The following is an 18,110-nucleotide window of genomic DNA, read 5'->3' as shown; positions in this document are numbered from 1 at the left end:
AGCGACAGAGCCGCTGCTCCTCTGTTCGAAGGGTCGATCTACGTTCCAGTTGAGGTTGAGCCTGTTTGCCGCACGTGGTGTTTGCCGCACTTGGTGGATGGGTTCATCTTTGGAGAAGGCCGGTTTCAAGTGAGTAACCATGAGTCGGAAGGCTGTGTGTAGTCAGGCTCTTGCTTCCAGTCATGATGTTGTCAATTGCGCCTGGTGCATGGCTCGTTGACACTCAACATGACCATCGTGTTCACGTCTTGTGTCTTAGGCAAGGCATTGCAATCTCGATGTGTGGACCCTGTTGCTCCAGCCGTTCTGCCGAATCCGATCAAGCGGAAGTCGTGGCACAGCCAGGGCGAGGCCGAACATCCGGCTTGATCGTCCAGACGATTCAGGCGCCGCTCCCTCTCTGTTCGCGCTCAGCCCCGGCCGCGCGGGCCCCGGTCTTCAGCGCCGGCGTAGATCGCCTGGCTGCCCAGTTCGTCTTCGATGCGCAGCAGGCGGTTGTATTTCGCCACGCGCTCGCTGCGGCTGAGTGAACCGGTCTTGATCTGGCCGGCACGGGTGGCCACCGCCAGGTCGGCGATGGTGGTGTCTTCGGTTTCGCCGCTGCGGTGGCTGATCACGCTGGTGTAACCCGCCCGACCCGCCAGGTCGATCGCCTGCAGGGTTTCGGTGAGCGAACCGATCTGGTTCACCTTGATCAGGATCGAATTGGCGATGCCCTGCTCAATGCCCCGCTGCAGGCGGGTGGTGTTGGTCACGAACAGGTCGTCGCCCACCAGCTGCACGCGCCCGCCCAGCCGTTGGGTGAGCAGGGCCCAGCCCTCCCAGTCGTCTTCGGCGAGGCCATCCTCGATCGACACGATCGGATAGCGGCTCACCAGCTTTTCGAGCTGATCCACCATCTCGGTGGCGCTGTAGCTGCCGCCGCCGAAGGCATAGAGCCCGTTCTTGTAGAACTCCGTGCTGGCCACATCCAGGGCCAGGGAAATCTGCTCACCCGGCTTGTAGCCGGCCTTCTCGATCGCCTGCACCAGCAGGGCGCCGGCGGCGTCGTTGCTTTCCAGATCCGGCGCGAAGCCACCTTCGTCGCCCACCGCCGTGGACAGCCCCTGGGCGCTCAGCAGGCCCTTGAGCGTGTGGAACACCTCAGCGCCCATGCGCAGCGCCTCGCGGAAGCTGGGGGCACCGTGCGGCACCAGCATGAATTCCTGGAAATCCATGTTGTTGGCGGCGTGGGCACCGCCGTTGATCACGTTCATCAGCGGCACCGGCAGCAGGGTGGCCATCGGGCCACCCAGATAGCGGTAGAGCGGCAGGCCCACACCGTTGGCCGCCGCCCGTGCCACCGCCAGGCTCACGGCCAGCACCGCATTGGCCCCCAGGGCCGATTTGTTGTCACTGCCATCGAGTTCGGCCATGGCGCCATCCACCGTGACCTGCTCCAGGGCGCTCAACCCACAGAGCGCCGGTGCGATCTTCTCTTCGATGTTGGTGACGGCCTGCAGCACGCCCTTGCCGAAGTAGCGGCTGCCGCCATCACGCAGTTCATGGGCTTCATGGGCACCGGTGCTGGCCCCGCTGGGCACGATGGCGTGGCCCTCGGCGCCGCCTTCGAGCCGCACCTCCGCTTCCACGGTGGGGGTGCCGCGGGAATCGAGCACCTCACGGGCAACGATGGAGTCGATCACGAGGTCGAGGGTGTCGATCACGATGGCCTCGGGGCAAACGGGTACGCGTGCGGATCTTATGGGGCACCCCCTCCCCCCGCGGCGTGCTGGTTGGCACAGCACTGGCTCCTGGCTAGGTTCACCGCGCGGTGGCACACGGCCAGAATGGGGCGATCCCGCTCCCCGTTGATGCGTCTGCTGCACACCATGCTCCGGGTGGGCGATCTGGAGCGCTCCCTCGCCTTCTATACCGAGGTGCTGGGCATGCGACTGCTGCGCCGGCGTGAGTACCCCGCCGGCCGCTTCACCCTGGCCTTCGTGGGCTACGGCGACGAGAGCGACACCACGGCGCTCGAGCTCACCCACAACTGGGACACCAGCAGCTACGAGATCGGCACCGGCTACGGCCACATCGCCATCGGTGTCGAAGACATTTACGGCACCTGCGCCGCCATCGCCGGCAAAGGGGGCCGCGTTGTGCGCGAGCCGGGGCCGATGCAGCACGGCAGCACCGTGATCGCCTTCGTGGAGGACCCTGACGGCTACAAGGTGGAGCTGATCCAGCGGCCCGCTGCTGCGGGGGCCGATGCAGCCGCCTGAGCGTTACCCCGACACCGCTGCCGCTGCCGCCGCCTCGCCGCCGGCCAGCCTCACGGCCGACCCCGACCGCTTCAGCGAGGCGGCCTGGGAGCTGCTGCTGGCCGGCCAGGATCAGGCCCGCCGCTGGCGCCATGGCCAGCTGGATGTGGAACACCTGCTGCAGGTGCTCTTCCAGGACCCGCGCTATGCCCCCTGGATCGATCCGCTGCCGCTGGATGCCGATCGCCTGCTCGATCGCATCGAGGCTTTCTGCGCCGACCAGCCGGGTGCCGCCGGGGAGGAGCTGTTCGTCGGCGACGCCCTCGAGGATCTGCTGGAGGCGGCCGATCGACGCCGTGCCGGCTGGGGCTCCCGCCTGATCGACGTGCCCCATCTTCTGCTGGCCCTGCTGGATGAGCCCCGCATCGGCGGCAGCCTGCTGGCCGCTGAGGGCCTGAGCGAGGAACGCCTGCTGCGCCTGTTGCGGCCTGAGGCTGGCAGTGGAGCCCGCCGCCTGGCCGTCCCATCCGCAGGCGTGGCGGTCGCTGATGCCGCGTCTACCCGCGCCGCAACGGCTGAGGCGGAGCGGGAAGACGGCGGGGAGGGAGAGGCTGACGACTGGATCGACGCCGCCCCCCCGGTGCCCTTCCCTTACCAGGGCGCCAGCCGCACTGGGGCTCAGGCTGCCCCTGCGGCCGCTCGCTCCGCTGCCCCCGCCGCTCCTCCGGCCACGCGCCCCATGGGCTCTGGCTCCGTCCGGGCGATCCCTGCGGCTGTCCCGGCCACCGGCCCGGCTCCCAGTGCAGCTCCCGAGGCCGACGGCGGTTCCGATGGCCTGCGGCTGGAGGTCGAGCCCTCTGCTCTCGAGCAGTACGGCCGCGACCTCACCGCCGCCGCCCGCGCCGGCCTGCTGGATCCGGTGATCGGCCGCGACACCGAAATCCGCCGCCTGATCCAGGTGCTCTCGCGCCGCGGCAAGAACAACCCGGTGCTGATCGGTGAGCCGGGCGTTGGCAAGACCGCCATCGCCGAGCTGCTGGCCCAGCGGATCGTGGCCGGCGAAGTGCCCGATTCGCTCAAGGGGATCCGCCTGATCGGCCTCGATCTCGGTGCCCTGATTGCCGGCGCCAAGTTCCGCGGGCAGTTCGAGGAACGGCTGCGCAGCGTGCTGGCGGAAGTGAGCGACCCCGATGCGGGCGTGGTGCTGTTCATCGACGAGCTGCACACCGTGGTGAGCACTGACCGCTCCAGCGCCGACGCCGGCAGCATCCTCAAACCAGCCCTCGCCCGCGGCGACCTGCGCTGCATCGGCGCCACCACTCCCGAGGACTACCGCCGCACGGTGGAGAAGGATCCGGCCCTCAACCGCCGCTTCCAGCAGGTGGTGATCCGGGAGCCCAACCTGGAAGTGAGCCTGCAGATCCTGCGCGGCCTGAAGGAGCGCTACGAGCTGCACCACGGCGTCACCATCACCGACGGCGCCCTGGTGGCGGCCACCCGTCTCGCCGATCGCTACATCGCCGATCGCTGCCTCCCGGACAAGGCGATCGACCTGATCGACGAGGCCGCCGCTCAGCTGCGCATGGAGGTCACCTCCAAGCCCCAGGTGGTGGAGATGGCCGAGGCTGAGCTGCGCCGCGTGGAGCTGGCCCTGCTTGCGGCCGAAGCCGCCCCGCTGGCCGAACGACTGCAGCGCCAGGAGGAGCGTCGCCTCGCCCTGGCCCGGCTGCAGGAGCTGCAGCACCGCTGGCAGGCGGAGCGGGAGCGGCTGGCCGAGCTGCGCGAGCTGCTCCAGCAGGACGAAGACCTGCGCCACGCCATCGCCGAAGCCGAGCGCGACGGTGATCTGGAGGAGGCGGCCCGTCTGCAGTACGACCAGCTCCACGGCGTGCAGCAGCGGCGCAACGCCCTCGAGGACGAGCTGCAGAGCGCCCAGCAGGGCGGGCTGGCTCTGCTGCGGGAGCAGGTGGAGGAGGGCGACATCGCCGATGTGGTGGCCCGCTGGACCGGCATCCCCATGCAGCGGCTGCTGGCCGGCGAACGCCAGAAGCTGCTGGAGCTGGAAGCACGGCTGGGGGAACGGGTGATCGGCCAGCCCGAGGCCGTCGCGGCCGTGGCGGCGGCGATCCGCCGTGCCCGGGCCGGCATGCAGGATCCGCGTCGGCCGGTGGGCTCCTTCCTGTTCCTCGGCCCCACCGGTGTCGGCAAGACGGAACTGGCCAAGGCGCTGGCGGCAGCGCTCTTCGACGAGGAGGAGGCCCTGGTGCGCCTCGATATGAGTGAGTTCATGGAGCGCAATGCCGTGGCTCGCCTGCTGGGGGCTCCGCCCGGCTATGTGGGCTACGAGGAGGGCGGCCAGCTCACCGAGGCGGTGCGGCGCCGGCCCTACGCCGTGTTGTTGCTGGATGAAGTGGAGAAGGCCCACCCTGAGGTGTTCAACCTGCTGCTGCAGGTGCTCGACGACGGGCGGCTCACCGATTCCCAGGGGCGCACCGTCGACTTCCGGAACACCGTGGTGGTGATGACCAGCAACCTGGCCAGCCGCGCCATCCTGGAGCGGGCCCGTGCCGGTGCCGCCGCTGGTGCCCCTGAGGCCTCGCCGCCGGATGTCCTGGCACTGGATGCCGCACTCGATGCGGCCGTGGAGCGGGCGCTGGCCTCCCAGTTCCGGCCCGAATTCCTCAACCGCATCGATGAGGTGATCCGCTTCCGCCCGCTGGCCGCCACCGACCTGGAGCGCATCGTTCGCCTGCAGCTGGCCGATCTGGCCACCCTGCTGGCGGAGCAGCGCTTGCAGCTGCAGGTGGAGGACGGGGTGGTGGCCTGCCTGGCGCTCCAGGGCTATGAGCCGGAGTACGGCGCCCGGCCACTGCGGCGCCTGTTGCGGCGCAGCGTGGAGAACCCGCTGGCCACTGAGCTGCTGGCCGACCACTTCAGCGGCGCCTGGGGCGTGCGGGTGAGCCTGGCGGATGCGGCCGAGGGCGACCCGGCGGCCCGCTTTCGCTTCACGCCGCTGGCCGGGGCTGGCAGTGACGTCCGGTAGGGTGTCTGTTTGCCGGTTCGTGCGATCGCACCGGTGCGCAGGCCACCGTGGAATCCCCTACCCGCTCCACCACCACCGAAACCTTGCCTGAGGCAGAGCCCACGCCGCCGGCAGGGGCGGCAGCCACGGGCTTTTTCCCCTCGCTGCTGGAAGAGCTGCGCAAGGTGGTCTGGCCCAGCCGCCAGCAACTGTTCAGCGAATCGGTGGCGGTGATCCTGATGGTGGGCCTGTCGGCTGCCTCGATCGCCGCGATCGATCGCCTCTTCGGCTGGCTGTCCTCCCAGATCTTCCGCTGATCCTCCCGCCCCGCATTCCCCACGCCGCCTCGTCGTCCTTTCCTCAACCTCGTGTCAGAAGCCGAACTCGCCCCTGCTGATCTCGCTGCCGTCGATCTCACCGACGCTGACGCCCTGAGCGCTGCGGCGGTCGACCTGGCAGCTGTCGATCCGGCCGCCGCCGCTGAAGCCGAGGCCAAGCCGCAGGTGGCCCGCTGGTACGCAGTGCAGGTGGCCTCCAGCTGCGAGAAGAAGGTCAAGGCCACCCTGGAGCAGCGGGCGATCACCCTGGGCGTCAGTAACCGCATCCTCGAGATCGAGATCCCGCAGACGCCTGCCATCAAGCTCAAGAAAGACGGCAGCCGTCAGTCCACCGAGGAGAAGGTGTTCCCCGGTTACGTGCTGGTGCGTATGGTGCTCGACGAAGACACGATGATGGCGGTGCGGAGCACCCCGAACGTGATCAACTTCGTGGGGGCCGAAGAGCGCCGCGCCACCGGCCGTGCCCGTGGCCACATCAAGCCCCGGCCCCTCACCCGGCCCGAGGTGGAGCGCATCTTCAAGCGCGCTGCTGAGAAGAAGCCACTGGTGAAGGTCGACATCACCGAGGGGGATCAGATCCTCGTGACAGCTGGGCCGTTCAAGGATTTCCAGGGCGAGGTGATCGAAGTGTCGGGAGAGCGCAGCAAGCTCAAGGCTCTGCTCTCGATCTTCGGCCGGGAAACCCCGGTGGAGCTCGAGTTCTCCCAGATCAGCAAGCAGAGCTGATCACCAGCGGCCGCCTCCCTGCGGAGGGTGGCCCTGGGTGTGTTCACCGCCTGCGGCGGACACACCACACCGCCGCTCCCCGCGAACGGCGATCCGCACACCTCCCCTCGGGGAGATCCTGTCCAGCCCACCGGGGCGTACGCCCCCATCTCCCGCGAGGGAGTTTCCGTTCCCCAGACCAGCCGATGGCCAAGAAAGTCGTAGCCGTGATCAAGCTGGCCCTCAATGCCGGCAAAGCCAACCCTGCTCCGCCCGTGGGTCCCGCCCTCGGTCAGCACGGCGTCAACATCATGGCGTTCTGCAAGGAGTACAACGCCCGCACCCAGGACAAAGCCGGGTATGTGATCCCGGTGGAGATCTCGGTCTTTGAAGACCGCAGCTTCACCTTCATCACCAAGACCCCGCCGGCGTCGGTGCTGATCTCCAAGGCTGCAGGGATTCCCAAAGGTGCCGCCACTTCCGCCAAGGGAGATGCCGGTGCCATCAGCCGCGCCCAGCTCGAGGAGATCGCCAAGACCAAGCTCCCCGACCTCAACACCAGCAGTGTCGAGGCGGCCATGCGCATCATCGAAGGCACCGCCCGCAACATGGGTGTCGCCGTCCGCGACTGAAGGCCCCCGGCCTGATGTCGCCACTGGCCGAGGCCCGCGGGCCGGATCCAGTTCCCTGCTCCTTTCCTTTTCACCCCACCCGGGGGAGACCCAGGGCCCGGGCCTCATGCGCCCGCCGGCTCCGTCGCCCGCACCCCAACTCCCACCATGCCGAACCCTTCCAAGCGTTACACCGCCCTGGCCGAAACGGTCAAAGACCAGGCCTACGAGCCTCTCGAGGCCATCGAGCTCGTCAAGGCCAACGCCACCGCGAAATTCGACGAAACGATCGAGGCCCACGCCCGCCTCGGCATCGACCCCAAGTACACCGACCAGCAGCTCCGCACCACGGTCGCCCTGCCGAACGGCACGGGTCAGAGCATCCGCATTGCCGTGATCGCCCGTGGTGAGAAGGTCGCCGAAGCCAAGGCTGCCGGCGCCGACCTCGCCGGTGATGAGGATCTGGTCGAGTCGATCGCCGGCGGCCAGATCGACTTCGACCTGCTGATCGCCACCCCGGACATGATGCCCAAGGTGGCCAAGCTGGGCCGTGTGCTCGGTCCGCGCGGCTTGATGCCGAACCCCAAGGCCGGCACCGTGGCCACCGACCTCGCCGCCGCCATCAATGAATTCAAGGCCGGCAAACTGGAATTCCGTGCTGACCGCACCGGCATCGTGCACGTGCGCTTCGGCAAGGCCAGCTTCAGCACCGAGAAGCTGCTGGAGAACCTCAAGGCACTGCAGGAAGTGATCGACCGCCAGAAACCCAGCGGTGCCAAGGGTCGCTACTGGAAGAGCCTCTATCTCACCTCCACCATGGGTCCGTCGGTGCAGGTGGATGTCACCGTGCTGCAGGACATCAAGCGCGACAGCTGAGCTCCGACGGCTGAGCGCCGAGGGCCCGGAAGCGGGCAGGTCGCCGGTGTAGGGTGATCCACTGGCTTGTCCAGAGGGCACGCGCCCAACCCAAGACAGCAGGTGAGCGATCGAGCTTCCGGGAAACCTTCCGGGAGTCCGTTTGTTCATAAGTCCTGCCGAGGTGCTCGCGGAAGGTTTGGCGCTCCGGTTTCCGGTGGTGCGAATCGTCAGGCGGCCTCGTCGCGCCCCCGTTTGAAACGGGAGCGGGTCCGTCACTCCAAACGCCCCAGCGGTGCTGGCCTTTGCGGGCCGCCACCTTCAAGGAGCGGCACTTTGAGTGAGGGGCTTCAGGGGCCGCGGGCCCGGCTTGTTCCCACCGATTCGTTCCACTCCTATGGGCCGCAAACTGGAGAGCAAGCAACAGATCGTCGAAGAGCTCAAAGGGCTCCTCGGTGCATCGGAAATGGCACTGGTCCTTGATTTCAAGGGCCTGTCGATCAAGGAGATGTCCGACCTGCGCACCCGCCTGCGGGCCAGCAACGGCATCTGCAAGGTGACCAAAAACACCTTGATGCGCCGAGCGATCGATGGAAACAGTGCCTGGTCGGAACTTGATTCCCTGCTCACCGGCACCAACGCGTTCGTCCTGATCAAGGGCGACGTCGGCACTGCCGTCAAGGCCGTTCAGTCCTTCCAGAAGGACACGAAGAAGTCGGAAGTGAAAGGAGGCCTTTTCGAAGGCAAGCTCCTTTCCCAGAACGACGTCAAGGCCATCGGTGAGCTGCCCTCCAAGGAGGTGCTGCTGGCGCAGATCGCAGGTGCGATCAACGCCGTGGCCACCAAGCTGGCTGTGGGCATCAACGAAGTTCCGTCCGGTCTTGCCCGAGCGCTCAAGCAGCACGCCGATTCCGGCGAAGGCTGACCGCCGACTGTGGCGATTCCTGGAGTCGTCGCTCCCCATTCACCCGATCTGTTGCTGAATCTCAACCATGTCCGCCACCACTGACTCCATCCTCGAGTCGCTCAAAACCCTCTCCCTGCTGGAAGCTTCCGAGCTCGTCAAGCAGATCGAAGAAGCCTTCGGCGTGTCCGCCGCCGCTTCCGCCGGCGCCGTGATGATGGCGGCTCCTGCTGCTGCCGCTGAGGCCGTCGAAGAGCAAACCGAATTCGATGCCGTGCTCGACGGCTTCGACGCTGCTTCCAAGATCAAGGTGCTCAAGGCCGTCCGTGAAGTCACGGGCCTCGGCCTCGGCGAAGCCAAGGCTCTCGTCGAAGCGGCTCCCAAGGCCATCAAGGAAGGCGTCTCCAAAGACGAAGCCGAAGCCATCAAGAAGGCCATCGAAGAAGTGGGCGGCAAGGTCACCGTCAAGTGATCTCCGGGGGTGGCCGTTCGGCTGCCCCACCCCGCTTGTTTCCGGCCTTTTCTCCCTGGCCCGATCGGCCTCAACGGCCCGGCTGGCCTTCGGGCTCCCTCCCGGGGTCCGTCTGCTTACCCATTTCCTCTTGAAGCCAGCCCCCGAGGCTGGCTTTTTTGTGGGCGTGATCTGCTGGTCCCCTCGGCTGGAGCGGCTTGCTTGGCCTGCCGTCCTGAAGCAGCTTGGCCTCCCCAGCCGCCGCGGAACCGTCAAGACAAAAAAAAGCCCCGCCGAAGGCAGGGCTTTAGAGGTGGGACGTTTCAGGGAGTCTGTCCTTGTTTCGACCCTTGAAGGTCGTCCCTCACCCCTCACACCCCCGAACGTTAACGCTGCTGAAAAGGGGGGAGTGGGGGAATGGGTCGCTGGTTCAACTGTCACCGCGGCTGTTGCTGCTCCTTTCGTGGCCGCCCCGATCCCCTCGGTGTTCACTCCTCGAACGGCACCACCTGCAGGGCGATCGGTCCCTCGGTTTCTTCGTAGGAGGGCCTGCTGTCGTCCCTGCGGCCCAGCAGTGGGCGTTGGCGGCCGGCCACGAGCGAGCCCCTTGCCTGAGCGGCCCGTGCCAGCAGGTCCTCCAGCGGCGTGCCGTTGGCGAAATACACGTGGCTGAGGGTCTGGTTGCCGAAGGCGCGGCGGTTGAGCTGCCAGTCGGGCTCCAGGGTGATGGCCACAAAGGCATCCCGATCGCGCAGCGGCACGGTGCCGCGCCCCACGACCAGGGTGGTGGTTTCCGTGGGGCTCATCGCCTGCAGCTGAAGCTCCTGGCCCACCTGCCGCAGCCGCAGGCGGTAGCGGCTGGCCAGATCCTGATCGGCGACCCGCAGCGAGTAGCCGTTGCTGTCGAGATAACGGCTGCAGATGCCGGTGAAATCGAAGCGGTTGAGGGAGGGATCCACCAGGCCATCCGGCCGCTGTTCCCAGCACAGCGGCCGGGGTGCCAGTTGCTCGAGCACCAGCAGCGACCAGTCGGCCGAGCCCACCGGCTTGGCCAGCACCGCAAAGCGGGAGGCATCCACAGGCACGCTGTTGAACACGCCCTGGGCCAGGGCCACGGAACTGTTCACGGCAGGGGCGGCGGCCATCGCCAGACCGAGTCCCGCCAGGGCCAGGTAAGTTCGCTTCATGATCGTGTGCGTCCTGGCCCGAGGGGGATCCAATGTTTACCGAACTTTTCGCCTGACGCCCAGTGGGTGCTGAGCCGGTGCGGGTGGTGGCAGCGGCCTGTGATGGGGCCTGCAGTGGCAACCCGGGCCCAGGGGGCTGGGGGGCACTGCTGCGCTTCGAAGACGGCAGCATGATCGAACTGGGGGGTGCGGATCCGGCCACCACGAACAACCGCATGGAACTGACGGCGGCCCTGGCGGTGCTGGAGCGCCTGCGCGAGCTGCCACGCCACCCGGATCTGCGACTGCGCACCGACAGCCGCTACCTCATCGATGGCCTGCAGCGCTGGATGGCTGGCTGGAAGCGCAAGGGCTGGCGCACCGCCTCGGGCAGCCCGGTGCTCAACAAAGACCTCTGGGAAGCGCTGGATCGGGCCCGGCTGCCGGATGTGCCGCTCGTGCACGTGCGCGGCCACAGCGGCGACCCCGACAACGACCGCTGCGACGTGATCGCCGTGGCCTTTTCCCGCGGCGGCAGACCTGCCCTGGCCGGGCGCGCTGCCGCAGGCGCCGCTCCTCTTGTTGCTTCTGTTCCTCCACCGGCCACCTCTGTACCCGCGTCCGGTGACCCCCTTGCTGCCGGCACCCCTGCTGACGACCCTGCGCCACCGGCACTGACCGCCTTGCTCAGCCGCCTGGAACTGGCGGACCGGTTGGCGGACGGCGGGTTTACCCTCTCGGCAGCCGAGCTGGCCCAGCTGGTGGATCTTCCCCTCGCCCGTTTGGCCGAGCGTCCCGGCGACTGGGTCTGGCGCGATTGGCACGTCCGCTCGCTCGACCAATGTCGCTGGCGCCTGGAGCGTCGTTGATGGAACCCCCCATGGCATCGGCCCCGCCCCTGTCCAGCACCGAAGCGCTCTATCGGCGCTGGGTCGGTCCGTTGCTCGCCCGCGATGACGGGGCCGACGCCGAACAGCTCACCCAGCTCACTCTCACCGCCTTGGGGCTGGCCTCCCGGCGCCGGCACTGGCCATTGGTGTCGGGCAGCCTGGCGGGCCTGGGGGCGGAATTGCAGCGGCCGGATCTCCGCCTCGAGCAGACCCTGTTCGGATGCCGCTTCGCCAATCCGCTGGGCCTGGCGGCCGGCTTTGACAAGAACGCTGTGGCGGCTGGCATCTGGCACCTGTTCGGCTTCGGTTTCGCCGAGCTCGGCACGATCACCTGGCACGGCCAGCCCGGCAATCCGCGGCCCCGCCTGTTCCGCCTCTCGCAGGAGCGGGCCGCCCTCAACCGGATGGGTTTCAACAACAACGGCGCTGTGGCTGCCAAACGCACCCTGGAAGAGCAGCACCTGCCGCCGGCCGGGCAACGTCCGGCCGTGCTTGGCCTCAACCTGGGCAAATCCAGGATTACCTCGCTCGAGCGCGCCCCCGACGACTACGCCTCCACGCTGGAGCTGCTGGCCCCGCTGGCCGATTACGCGGTGATCAACGTGAGCTCTCCCAACACCCCGGGGCTGCGGGACCTGCAGGACGCCACCCAGCTGCGACGGCTGGTGGAGCGGTTGCGCCGCCTGCCAGGTTGCCCGCCCCTGCTGGTGAAGATCGCTCCTGATCTGGAAGACGACGCCATCGACACGATCGCGCGGTTGGCTTATCAGGAGGGGCTGGCTGGCGTGATCGCCGTGAACACCAGCTTGAACCGTCGGGGCCTGGAGAAGCGCCGCCTCGCGCAGACCGGACGCACCCTGGAGGAGGAGGCCGGTGGCCTGAGTGGCGCCCCGCTGCGTGGCCGTGCGCTGGAGGTGCTGCGCCGGCTGCGGGCCACGGCTGGACCAGCCCTGCCACTGGTGGGGGTGGGTGGCATCGACTCGCCTGAATCCGCCTGGGAGCGCATCACGGCGGGGGCGTCGTTGATTCAGCTGTACACCGGTTGGATCTACGCCGGGCCTGCACTTGTGCCAACCATCCTTGAAGGCCTCCAGCAGCAACTCGACCGCCACGGCTGCCGCCATATCGGCGAAGCGGTGGGCAGCGGTTTGCCTTACCTGAGCGCCTAGCGAGCGATTCGGTGCATCGGCGGAAGTCTGCCGATACGATTCGCGCATCTTTTCGTCGCCGATCTTGGTTCTCGCTGGCTTGCAAGAACGGCTGCGGCCTCTGACGGCCCGTCTGTTCCCTCCCCGCCTCCTGCTGGTGCTGGAAGACGAGCAAGTCACCTTGATGCATTTGAAGGGAGCCACCTACCCGCCCACAGGCACTTTGCTGCGCACTGTGCCGTTGCCACGCGGCACCTGCAGCGGTGGCCAACCTCAGCAGAAAGCGGCCCTTGGGGACCTGATCGGTGATCTGGTGGTGGAGCTCAACTTGATGGGGGCGGAGGTGGTGGCGGCCTTGCCCGCCGCTGCCTGCACGCTCCGGGTGGTGGAGTGGCCCTATGACGACTGGCCTGAGCAGCCCGACCTGGCGCTGCGGGAGTTGAACCCGGATCTGGGGCTCCCATTCCCAATGAGCCAGACCTACATCACTCTTGGGCCTCTCCCCTCGCGGGATCCATCCCGCCCCCCCACCTCGCTGGTGGCCATCGGCCAGCGCGCCATGATCCAGGCCTGGGTGGAGGTGTTCTCCATTGCCGCCTTGGATCTTGTCTGCCTTGAGCCCGCCCAGGTTGTGACGCTGCGGGCGTTGGATCCTCTGATTGCTGCGGCTCCTGCCGGCGAACTGATGGTGTTGCTCGAGCTCCGTGGGGACAGTGCCGATCTGTTGCTGGTTCGTGATGGCATCCCCGAATTCAGCCGGCGGGTCACGGCAGGCGCCATGTCGATCGAAAGGGAGCTGCGTACCTGTCTGGCGTTCTGGCAGCGCCGGGATCCGAGCATGACGTCCGTGCGGGTGCTGGTCTACGGCCCCGCTCAAGATTGCGCGAAGGTTTCCGATACGCTCTCGCCGACACCGTCGTGGAGCGTGGAAATCGTCGACCCCCTGCAGCAAAGGTGGCTGAGCATTGTCGGCACCGAGAACGATCCTGATCCTTCCGCTGCCGACGCGGTCGGTGGAGCGTCCCTGGTGCGGATGTGCGGCCTGGCTGCCGGAGACCTGTCCCGATGAGCGCCTCCTTACCCCCCGTTGACCTGCTGCGCGAACGCCGGGTTGAACTGGGCCTGCCAGCGGATGGGCCGCCACCTCTTGACGCTCGGCGCCTGCTGCTGATCGGCGCCGCCGTCGGTGGTGGCGATGCTGGCCGTTTCGCTGCTGCTGCGGATTCAGCAGCAGATGATCTCTCAGGAATTGGAGCGTCTGGCACCGGTGCGGGGGCAGGTGGCCCAGCTGGAGCAGGAACTGGCCGCCGAGAAGGCCGCCAATGACAAAACCCGCGCCAGCAACGCGTCCCTGGCCGGCGGACTGATCACACTGCGCTCCGGTTCGGCGCTGATGACGGATGTGAGCCAGCGCACCCCTCGCGGCCTGCAGCTGACCCAACTCACGGTGGAGAAGCAGGCCCTCTTGATCAAAGGCCGCAGCGCTGATCCGGGTGCCTTTGAGCGCATCAATGCTCTGGTGCTCCAACTCCAGGGCTCACCCCTGCTGGATCCGAGCCAGATCACCCTGGCCAGAGCAAGCCGGCCCTCAGCAGGAGGGTCAGGGTCGAGCCCAGAGGCCAATCTGGTGGCCTTCGAAATTTCTGCGGGCTTCCGCGCTACGGCCGAATCACTCAACCAGCGCCTGGCCCTGCTGCAGAGCCTCGGCGCTGAAGGCCTCGCCTTGCGGCTGCAGAAGCTCCGCCGTGAGGGAGTGCTGCCATGACGAACCTCCAGGAAGGCATCAAACCGCCATCCCCTGCCTTGCGGATCGGACTGCTGGCGGGTCTCCCGATCGCCGCCGGTGCCCTGCTCTCAGGACTGGTGTTCTTCGGCGGGGTCTGGCAGCCCTGGAGCAGCCTGCGCCAAAACCAGGTCCAGCTTGATGAATTGCGCGAGATGGAGCGCCGTCTTCCCCTGCTGCGCGTTCAGCGGCTGCGCCAGATCGAGGACACCGAAAAAATCCGCAAGCAGCAGAGCAACCTTCTGCAGCTCATCGCCGGCAGCGGCGATTTCGATACCTTCATGGCGCAGCTCAACCGGGAAGCGAGTGCTTCCGGTATCCAGCTGGATGTGTTTGAACCCGTTGCCCCGCCTGCCGCACCGGCGGCTGCCGAGGGCGCCCCTCCCGCATCGGGCCAACCGGCCCAAGGAAAGGCTGCCGCCGACCCCAATGCTCCGCCGCCCCCGCCCCAGGACCCATTGGAAGCCAGTGGCCTGGTGAAAGCGACGACCCTGCTCAGTGCCCGCGGGCGTTATCCCAACCTGCTTGATTTCCTGCGCCGGTTGGAGCGTCTGGGGCTGCTGGTTGTGCAGAGCGATCTGAACGTGGCGCTTCGAGAGGCAAGTGCCCCTGCTGGAGCTAATTCACCTCCACTTGCTGATCTCAAGCTCAATCTCTCTCTCTATCGAGAGGGAGATCCAGCGCCCAAGCCGCCCAAGCCCGCTCAGCCCACGACGCCCTGATTTCCCCATTCATGCCCACCGCGTCGCACACGTTCACTTCTACACATAAGATCCCCCAACGATGAAATTTGCGGAGAACCGGTCAGTGCGACGAGTTGGAAGTCTGGCTCTTTCGGCAGCCTTTCCAGTGCTGACCCTTTTGCCGGTTGCCGAAGCCATGGCAGCGCCCGCCCAGGTGGGCCCATTTCAGCCGGGGACTCCTGCCGCCGGAACGAACCCTCCCGCCAGCCAGTCCGGCTCAGTGGAGCTGAAGATCCGCCGCCTGCCCGATTCGGTGGAGTTTGTGATCGAAGGCACCGGTGCAGCTCCGCAGCTGCAGCAGTTCACCAACAACCGGGGCTGGGAGGGGCAAATCCTCCTCACCGGTCCAAACAGCCTGCGGCGTGGCCCCCAGAGGGTGAGCCTGCCGGATCTGGGCTTCGAGACGGTGAGCCTTGAAGGCGAAGGCACCCGCTTCTTCCTGCAGGTGTCTCCGAGTCGTGGGGGTTCCATGCCTCGCCCGGTGGTGAGCGCAGACGGCCGCAACCTGATTCTCACCTTCCCCGCTCCCCGCCAGAGTTCCACCCAGACCGGCCGGCTTGACCTCAATACACCGGGCCGGGTGGATCAGCCGCGCTTTGCGCCGCCGCTGCAACCCAGGGCGGTGGCACCGCCGGTGGGCGACATGGCCGTTGGCAGCATGCTCCTGCGCAACCGCAGCTTCGTGAACCTGCGGGGTCCGAGTGTGACCATGACCCTGCGCAATGCCCCGGCGAAAGACGCGCTGATGGCCGTGGCCCAAATGGGTGGTTATGGCTTCGTCTACGTTGACGACTCGCCTGCCCCTGGCGCGACCCCCGCTCCACCTGACACGGCCATCAACGCCAGGCGCGTGTCGATCGCCTTCCGTAATGAGGCCTATTCCAGAGCCGTGAACGCGATCCTGTTGGCCTCTGGTTTGCAGGGAAAGCTGGAAGGCAATCTGATCGTTGCTGGCCCCAGCGCGCTGAGCAAAACCTTCGGATCTCAGCTCTCCAAGGTCTACCGGCTGAATCAGGCGTCAGCCAACTCCGCTGCTGACTACCTGGCGAGCCTCGGGGCCACAATCAACAAGACGTTCACCACCACATCCACCTCCAGCGAGGTGGCTTCCACAGGCACACCGGCGAACAACACGGCCGCTTCCACCGCCACGACAGCCACCACCACGCAGATCAACTCCTTCGGCGCCAGCCAGGGGCCTTTGGTGGGGCTGATCGGCACCACCGACACCAGGCTCGGCACCATCACCCTGGTGGGGGAAAGCTCTCTGGTGGCGATCGCTGAGGCCTATCTCAAGCAGCTGGATCTGCGCCAGCGGCAGGTGGCCCTTGCTGTGCGCATCCTTGATATCAACCTGGAGAACTCCCAGGATATTGCCAACAGCTTTGCGTTCCGCTGGGGTAATAACTTCATCGTCAATGACAATGGTCAGCTGCTGGGTGCATTCGGGTCGCGGCTCCCGCCCACAGCTGGTGATTTCCGGCGCGGTGTTCCTAGCGATCTGACAGTTGAACTCACGCCTGCCCAAGGCACAACACCGGGAGAAGTTCAGGTTGAGGGCAGTAACCTTCCAGGGCTGGTGGCCACTGGTGCGGCAGCATTGAATGGCGGTCGGTCGGTCGGCGCTGCCATAACCGATGGCTTCCGGCGGAATCCCGGCCAGAACTTCCCGCAAGACAACTTCTTCGACTTTGTTCAGGCCCAGATCGTTTCGCGCAACACCAAGCTGATCGCAAGTCCCACGTTGATCCTGCAAGAAAATCCCTCCCGCCTGCGCGATGGCGGTGCAGGCGCGGGAGACAGCGGCAACTCCAACCAGGGCCTTGATTCCTACACGATCGATTCGCCCATTGCCCGCAGCCGTGCCAACGAATCAGTCGTGCGGGTGGGCACCAATGTGATCACCAATGTTGAGGTGGAGCAGCAGGAAAATGGTGGTACCCAATGCACGTTGGAACTCTCGACAGCTGGTCTGGTGCTGGGCGCCCGCGTCGAGAAAATCGATGACAACGGCTTCGTGACCTTCTCACTTTCCCCCAGTATTTCCGCCGTCACTGACTCGGTGCCGGGCCCACCCTCCTGCACCAGCGAAGTGAGCATTCTCAGCGTGCGGCGGCTGGACACCGGCGCTCTGCGGGTCCGCGACGGCCAGACCCTGATCCTCACCGGTGTGATTTCCGATGTGGACATCGCCGAGGTAACAAAATGGCCCATTCTTGGTGATCTTCCCTTGGTCGGCCAGTTCTTCCGCGGCTCCTCCAACCGACGAGAAAAGCGTGAGTTGGTGATCATGGTGACGCCGCGAATCATCTCCGACAATGACGGCGCCACCTTCGGCTATGGCTTCCAGCCCTCTACGCCGGAATCCCGCCAATTCATGAGCAACCCGCAGTGAAACCGCAGCGGTGAGGGCTCAGAACGCCAGGGGGATGAACGCCTTGGCGGCCAACGGCAACAGGAACTGAACCACACCCATTGCCCCGCCCACAACCTGGCTGCCGAAGCCATTGCCTCCGTCTTTTCCTTGCCGCGGATCTTTTTTCAGCTTGGCGGAGGCCTCCAGCAACTGCTCGGACGTGGCCAGATCCCCGCTGGTGGCGTAGAGCTGAGCGGCATAGCTGAAATCGGCGGCGGCCTGCTCGGTCTTGGCTTGCTCTCCGCGCACGATTCCGCGTGCCACCCAGCTGATCGCCGCCTCCTGGTCGCGCTGAATGGCCGCGTCGAAGAAGCGTTCTGCCTCCGGCAGGCGCCCTGCTTTGGCCGCTGCGACGCCGGCATTGTGCAGCTCGGCGTGTCCCTGAAGGGCGGGATCGATGCCCCGGGCCCCCTGCCAGTGGGTGGTGGCCAGGCTGCCCGTGTCGACCTGGGCGCCACTGAGGTCGGCCTCCCGCAGGTCGGTGCCTTCCAGCGTGGCCCCCCGCAGATCGGCCCCCCTGAGCGAGGCCCCCTGGAGGCTGGTGAAGCTGAGATTCGCCCCGCCTAACTTGGCCCCATCCAGACGGGCACCACTCAGGTTGGCGCGCTGCAGCTGGGCGTTGCGCAGATCCGCGTCGCGCAGGTCTGCCCGCACCAGATCGGCGTCCTGCAGCTCGCAGCGCTTGCAGGAACGCGTGTCCAGCAGACGCACGACGGCATCAAATGAGGAGGCGCCGGCTGGGGGCATCAGCCCGAAGGCCGTCAGTGAACCCAGCAGCAGCACAGCCAGCCTTGGCTGGAGACCGCCCATCATCTGGTGCTTGCATGGATCCATG

The 18,110-nt window shown here is 66.8% G+C and carries 17 protein-coding genes; 14 read left to right on the top strand and 3 right to left on the bottom strand.

Features of this window, described 5'->3' with window-relative positions:
* Positions 1-410: 410 nt before the first annotated feature.
* Entirely contained in the window at positions 411-1,706 is a 1,296-nt protein-coding gene (gene eno / locus KBZ19_RS05790; RefSeq protein ID WP_094512066.1) for a phosphopyruvate hydratase, read from the bottom strand.
* Between the two features lie 147 nt (positions 1,707-1,853).
* Between eno and gloA the strand changes: the two genes are divergently transcribed.
* The 8 genes from gloA to rplL all read left to right on the top strand — a co-directional run bounded on the left by gloA (position 1,854) and on the right by rplL (position 9,150).
* Positions 1,854-2,264: a lactoylglutathione lyase gene (gene gloA / locus KBZ19_RS05785; RefSeq protein ID WP_094512063.1), complete on the top strand. Its 411-nt coding sequence runs from the start codon at positions 1,854-1,856 to the stop codon at positions 2,262-2,264.
* Positions 2,251-5,286, top strand: coding sequence for an ATP-dependent Clp protease ATP-binding subunit (locus KBZ19_RS05780; RefSeq protein ID WP_255100182.1), 3,036 nt, complete (start codon positions 2,251-2,253; stop codon positions 5,284-5,286). The genes gloA and KBZ19_RS05780 overlap by 14 nt, the downstream gene beginning before the upstream one ends.
* 47 nt (positions 5,287-5,333) lie before the next feature.
* Positions 5,334-5,582 carry a preprotein translocase subunit SecE gene (gene secE / locus KBZ19_RS05775; protein WP_198948268.1) on the top strand — a complete coding sequence of 83 codons (249 nt, stop codon included), beginning with the start codon at positions 5,334-5,336 and terminating at the stop codon, positions 5,580-5,582.
* Positions 5,583-5,717: 135 nt separating this feature from the next.
* Positions 5,718-6,329 (top strand): transcription termination/antitermination protein NusG, encoded by a 612-nt coding sequence (gene nusG, locus KBZ19_RS05770; protein ID WP_255100688.1) that lies wholly within the window; start codon positions 5,718-5,720, stop codon positions 6,327-6,329.
* A 185-nt stretch (positions 6,330-6,514) separates the two neighbouring features.
* Entirely contained in the window at positions 6,515-6,940 is a 426-nt protein-coding gene (gene rplK / locus KBZ19_RS05765; protein ID WP_094512052.1) for a 50S ribosomal protein L11, read from the top strand.
* 147 nt (positions 6,941-7,087) lie between these two features.
* Entirely contained in the window at positions 7,088-7,795 is a 708-nt protein-coding gene (gene rplA / locus KBZ19_RS05760) for a 50S ribosomal protein L1 (protein WP_255100181.1), read from the top strand.
* Positions 7,796-8,171: 376 nt separating this feature from the next.
* Positions 8,172-8,699 (top strand): 50S ribosomal protein L10, encoded by a 528-nt coding sequence (rplJ, locus tag KBZ19_RS05755; protein ID WP_094512046.1) that lies wholly within the window; start codon positions 8,172-8,174, stop codon positions 8,697-8,699.
* Positions 8,700-8,766: 67 nt separating this feature from the next.
* A complete protein-coding gene (gene rplL, locus KBZ19_RS05750; protein ID WP_094512042.1) occupies positions 8,767-9,150 on the top strand; it encodes a 50S ribosomal protein L7/L12 in 384 nt (127 codons plus the stop codon).
* Between the two features lie 467 nt (positions 9,151-9,617).
* Here the strand turns inward: rplL and KBZ19_RS05745 are convergent, their stop codons facing one another.
* Complete coding sequence (locus KBZ19_RS05745; RefSeq protein ID WP_094512039.1) at positions 9,618-10,316, bottom strand: DUF3747 domain-containing protein; 699 nt, start codon at positions 10,314-10,316, stop codon at positions 9,618-9,620.
* 62 nt (positions 10,317-10,378) lie between these two features.
* On the opposite strand from KBZ19_RS05745, the gene KBZ19_RS05740 reads away from it, so the two are divergent.
* The 6 genes from KBZ19_RS05740 to KBZ19_RS05715 all read left to right on the top strand — a co-directional run bounded on the left by KBZ19_RS05740 (position 10,379) and on the right by KBZ19_RS05715 (position 17,254).
* The gene (locus KBZ19_RS05740) at positions 10,379-11,164 is read left to right on the top strand and encodes a ribonuclease H (RefSeq protein ID WP_255100180.1); all 786 of its coding nucleotides are present in this window, start codon (positions 10,379-10,381) and stop codon (positions 11,162-11,164) included.
* Positions 11,165-11,175: 11 nt separating this feature from the next.
* The gene (locus tag KBZ19_RS05735) at positions 11,176-12,354 is read left to right on the top strand and encodes a quinone-dependent dihydroorotate dehydrogenase (protein WP_255100179.1); all 1,179 of its coding nucleotides are present in this window, start codon (positions 11,176-11,178) and stop codon (positions 12,352-12,354) included.
* A 79-nt stretch (positions 12,355-12,433) separates the two neighbouring features.
* On the top strand, positions 12,434-13,402 hold the full coding sequence (locus tag KBZ19_RS05730; RefSeq protein WP_255100178.1) for a hypothetical protein: 969 nt from the start codon (positions 12,434-12,436) through the stop codon (positions 13,400-13,402).
* A gap of 126 nt (positions 13,403-13,528) precedes the next feature.
* Positions 13,529-14,098, top strand: a complete 570-nt coding sequence (locus tag KBZ19_RS05725; RefSeq protein WP_255100177.1) for a PilN domain-containing protein — start codon at positions 13,529-13,531, stop codon at positions 14,096-14,098.
* The gene (locus KBZ19_RS05720; protein ID WP_255100176.1) at positions 14,095-14,838 is read left to right on the top strand and encodes a hypothetical protein; all 744 of its coding nucleotides are present in this window, start codon (positions 14,095-14,097) and stop codon (positions 14,836-14,838) included. The genes KBZ19_RS05725 and KBZ19_RS05720 overlap by 4 nt, the downstream gene beginning before the upstream one ends.
* A 643-nt stretch (positions 14,839-15,481) precedes the next feature.
* The gene (locus tag KBZ19_RS05715; protein ID WP_255100175.1) at positions 15,482-17,254 is read left to right on the top strand and encodes a type II secretion system protein GspD; all 1,773 of its coding nucleotides are present in this window, start codon (positions 15,482-15,484) and stop codon (positions 17,252-17,254) included.
* An 18-nt stretch (positions 17,255-17,272) separates the two neighbouring features.
* On the opposite strand, the gene KBZ19_RS05710 is transcribed toward KBZ19_RS05715, so the two are convergent.
* Complete coding sequence (locus KBZ19_RS05710; protein WP_255100174.1) at positions 17,273-18,109, bottom strand: pentapeptide repeat-containing protein; 837 nt, start codon at positions 18,107-18,109, stop codon at positions 17,273-17,275.
* Position 18,110 lies beyond the last annotated feature (1 nt).

Origin of the sequence: Synechococcus sp. L2F (genome assembly GCF_024345695.1) — a bacterium.
Taxonomy (GTDB): domain Bacteria; phylum Cyanobacteriota; class Cyanobacteriia; order PCC-6307; family Cyanobiaceae; genus MW101C3.
This window is presented reverse-complemented; position numbering and strand designations above follow the sequence as displayed.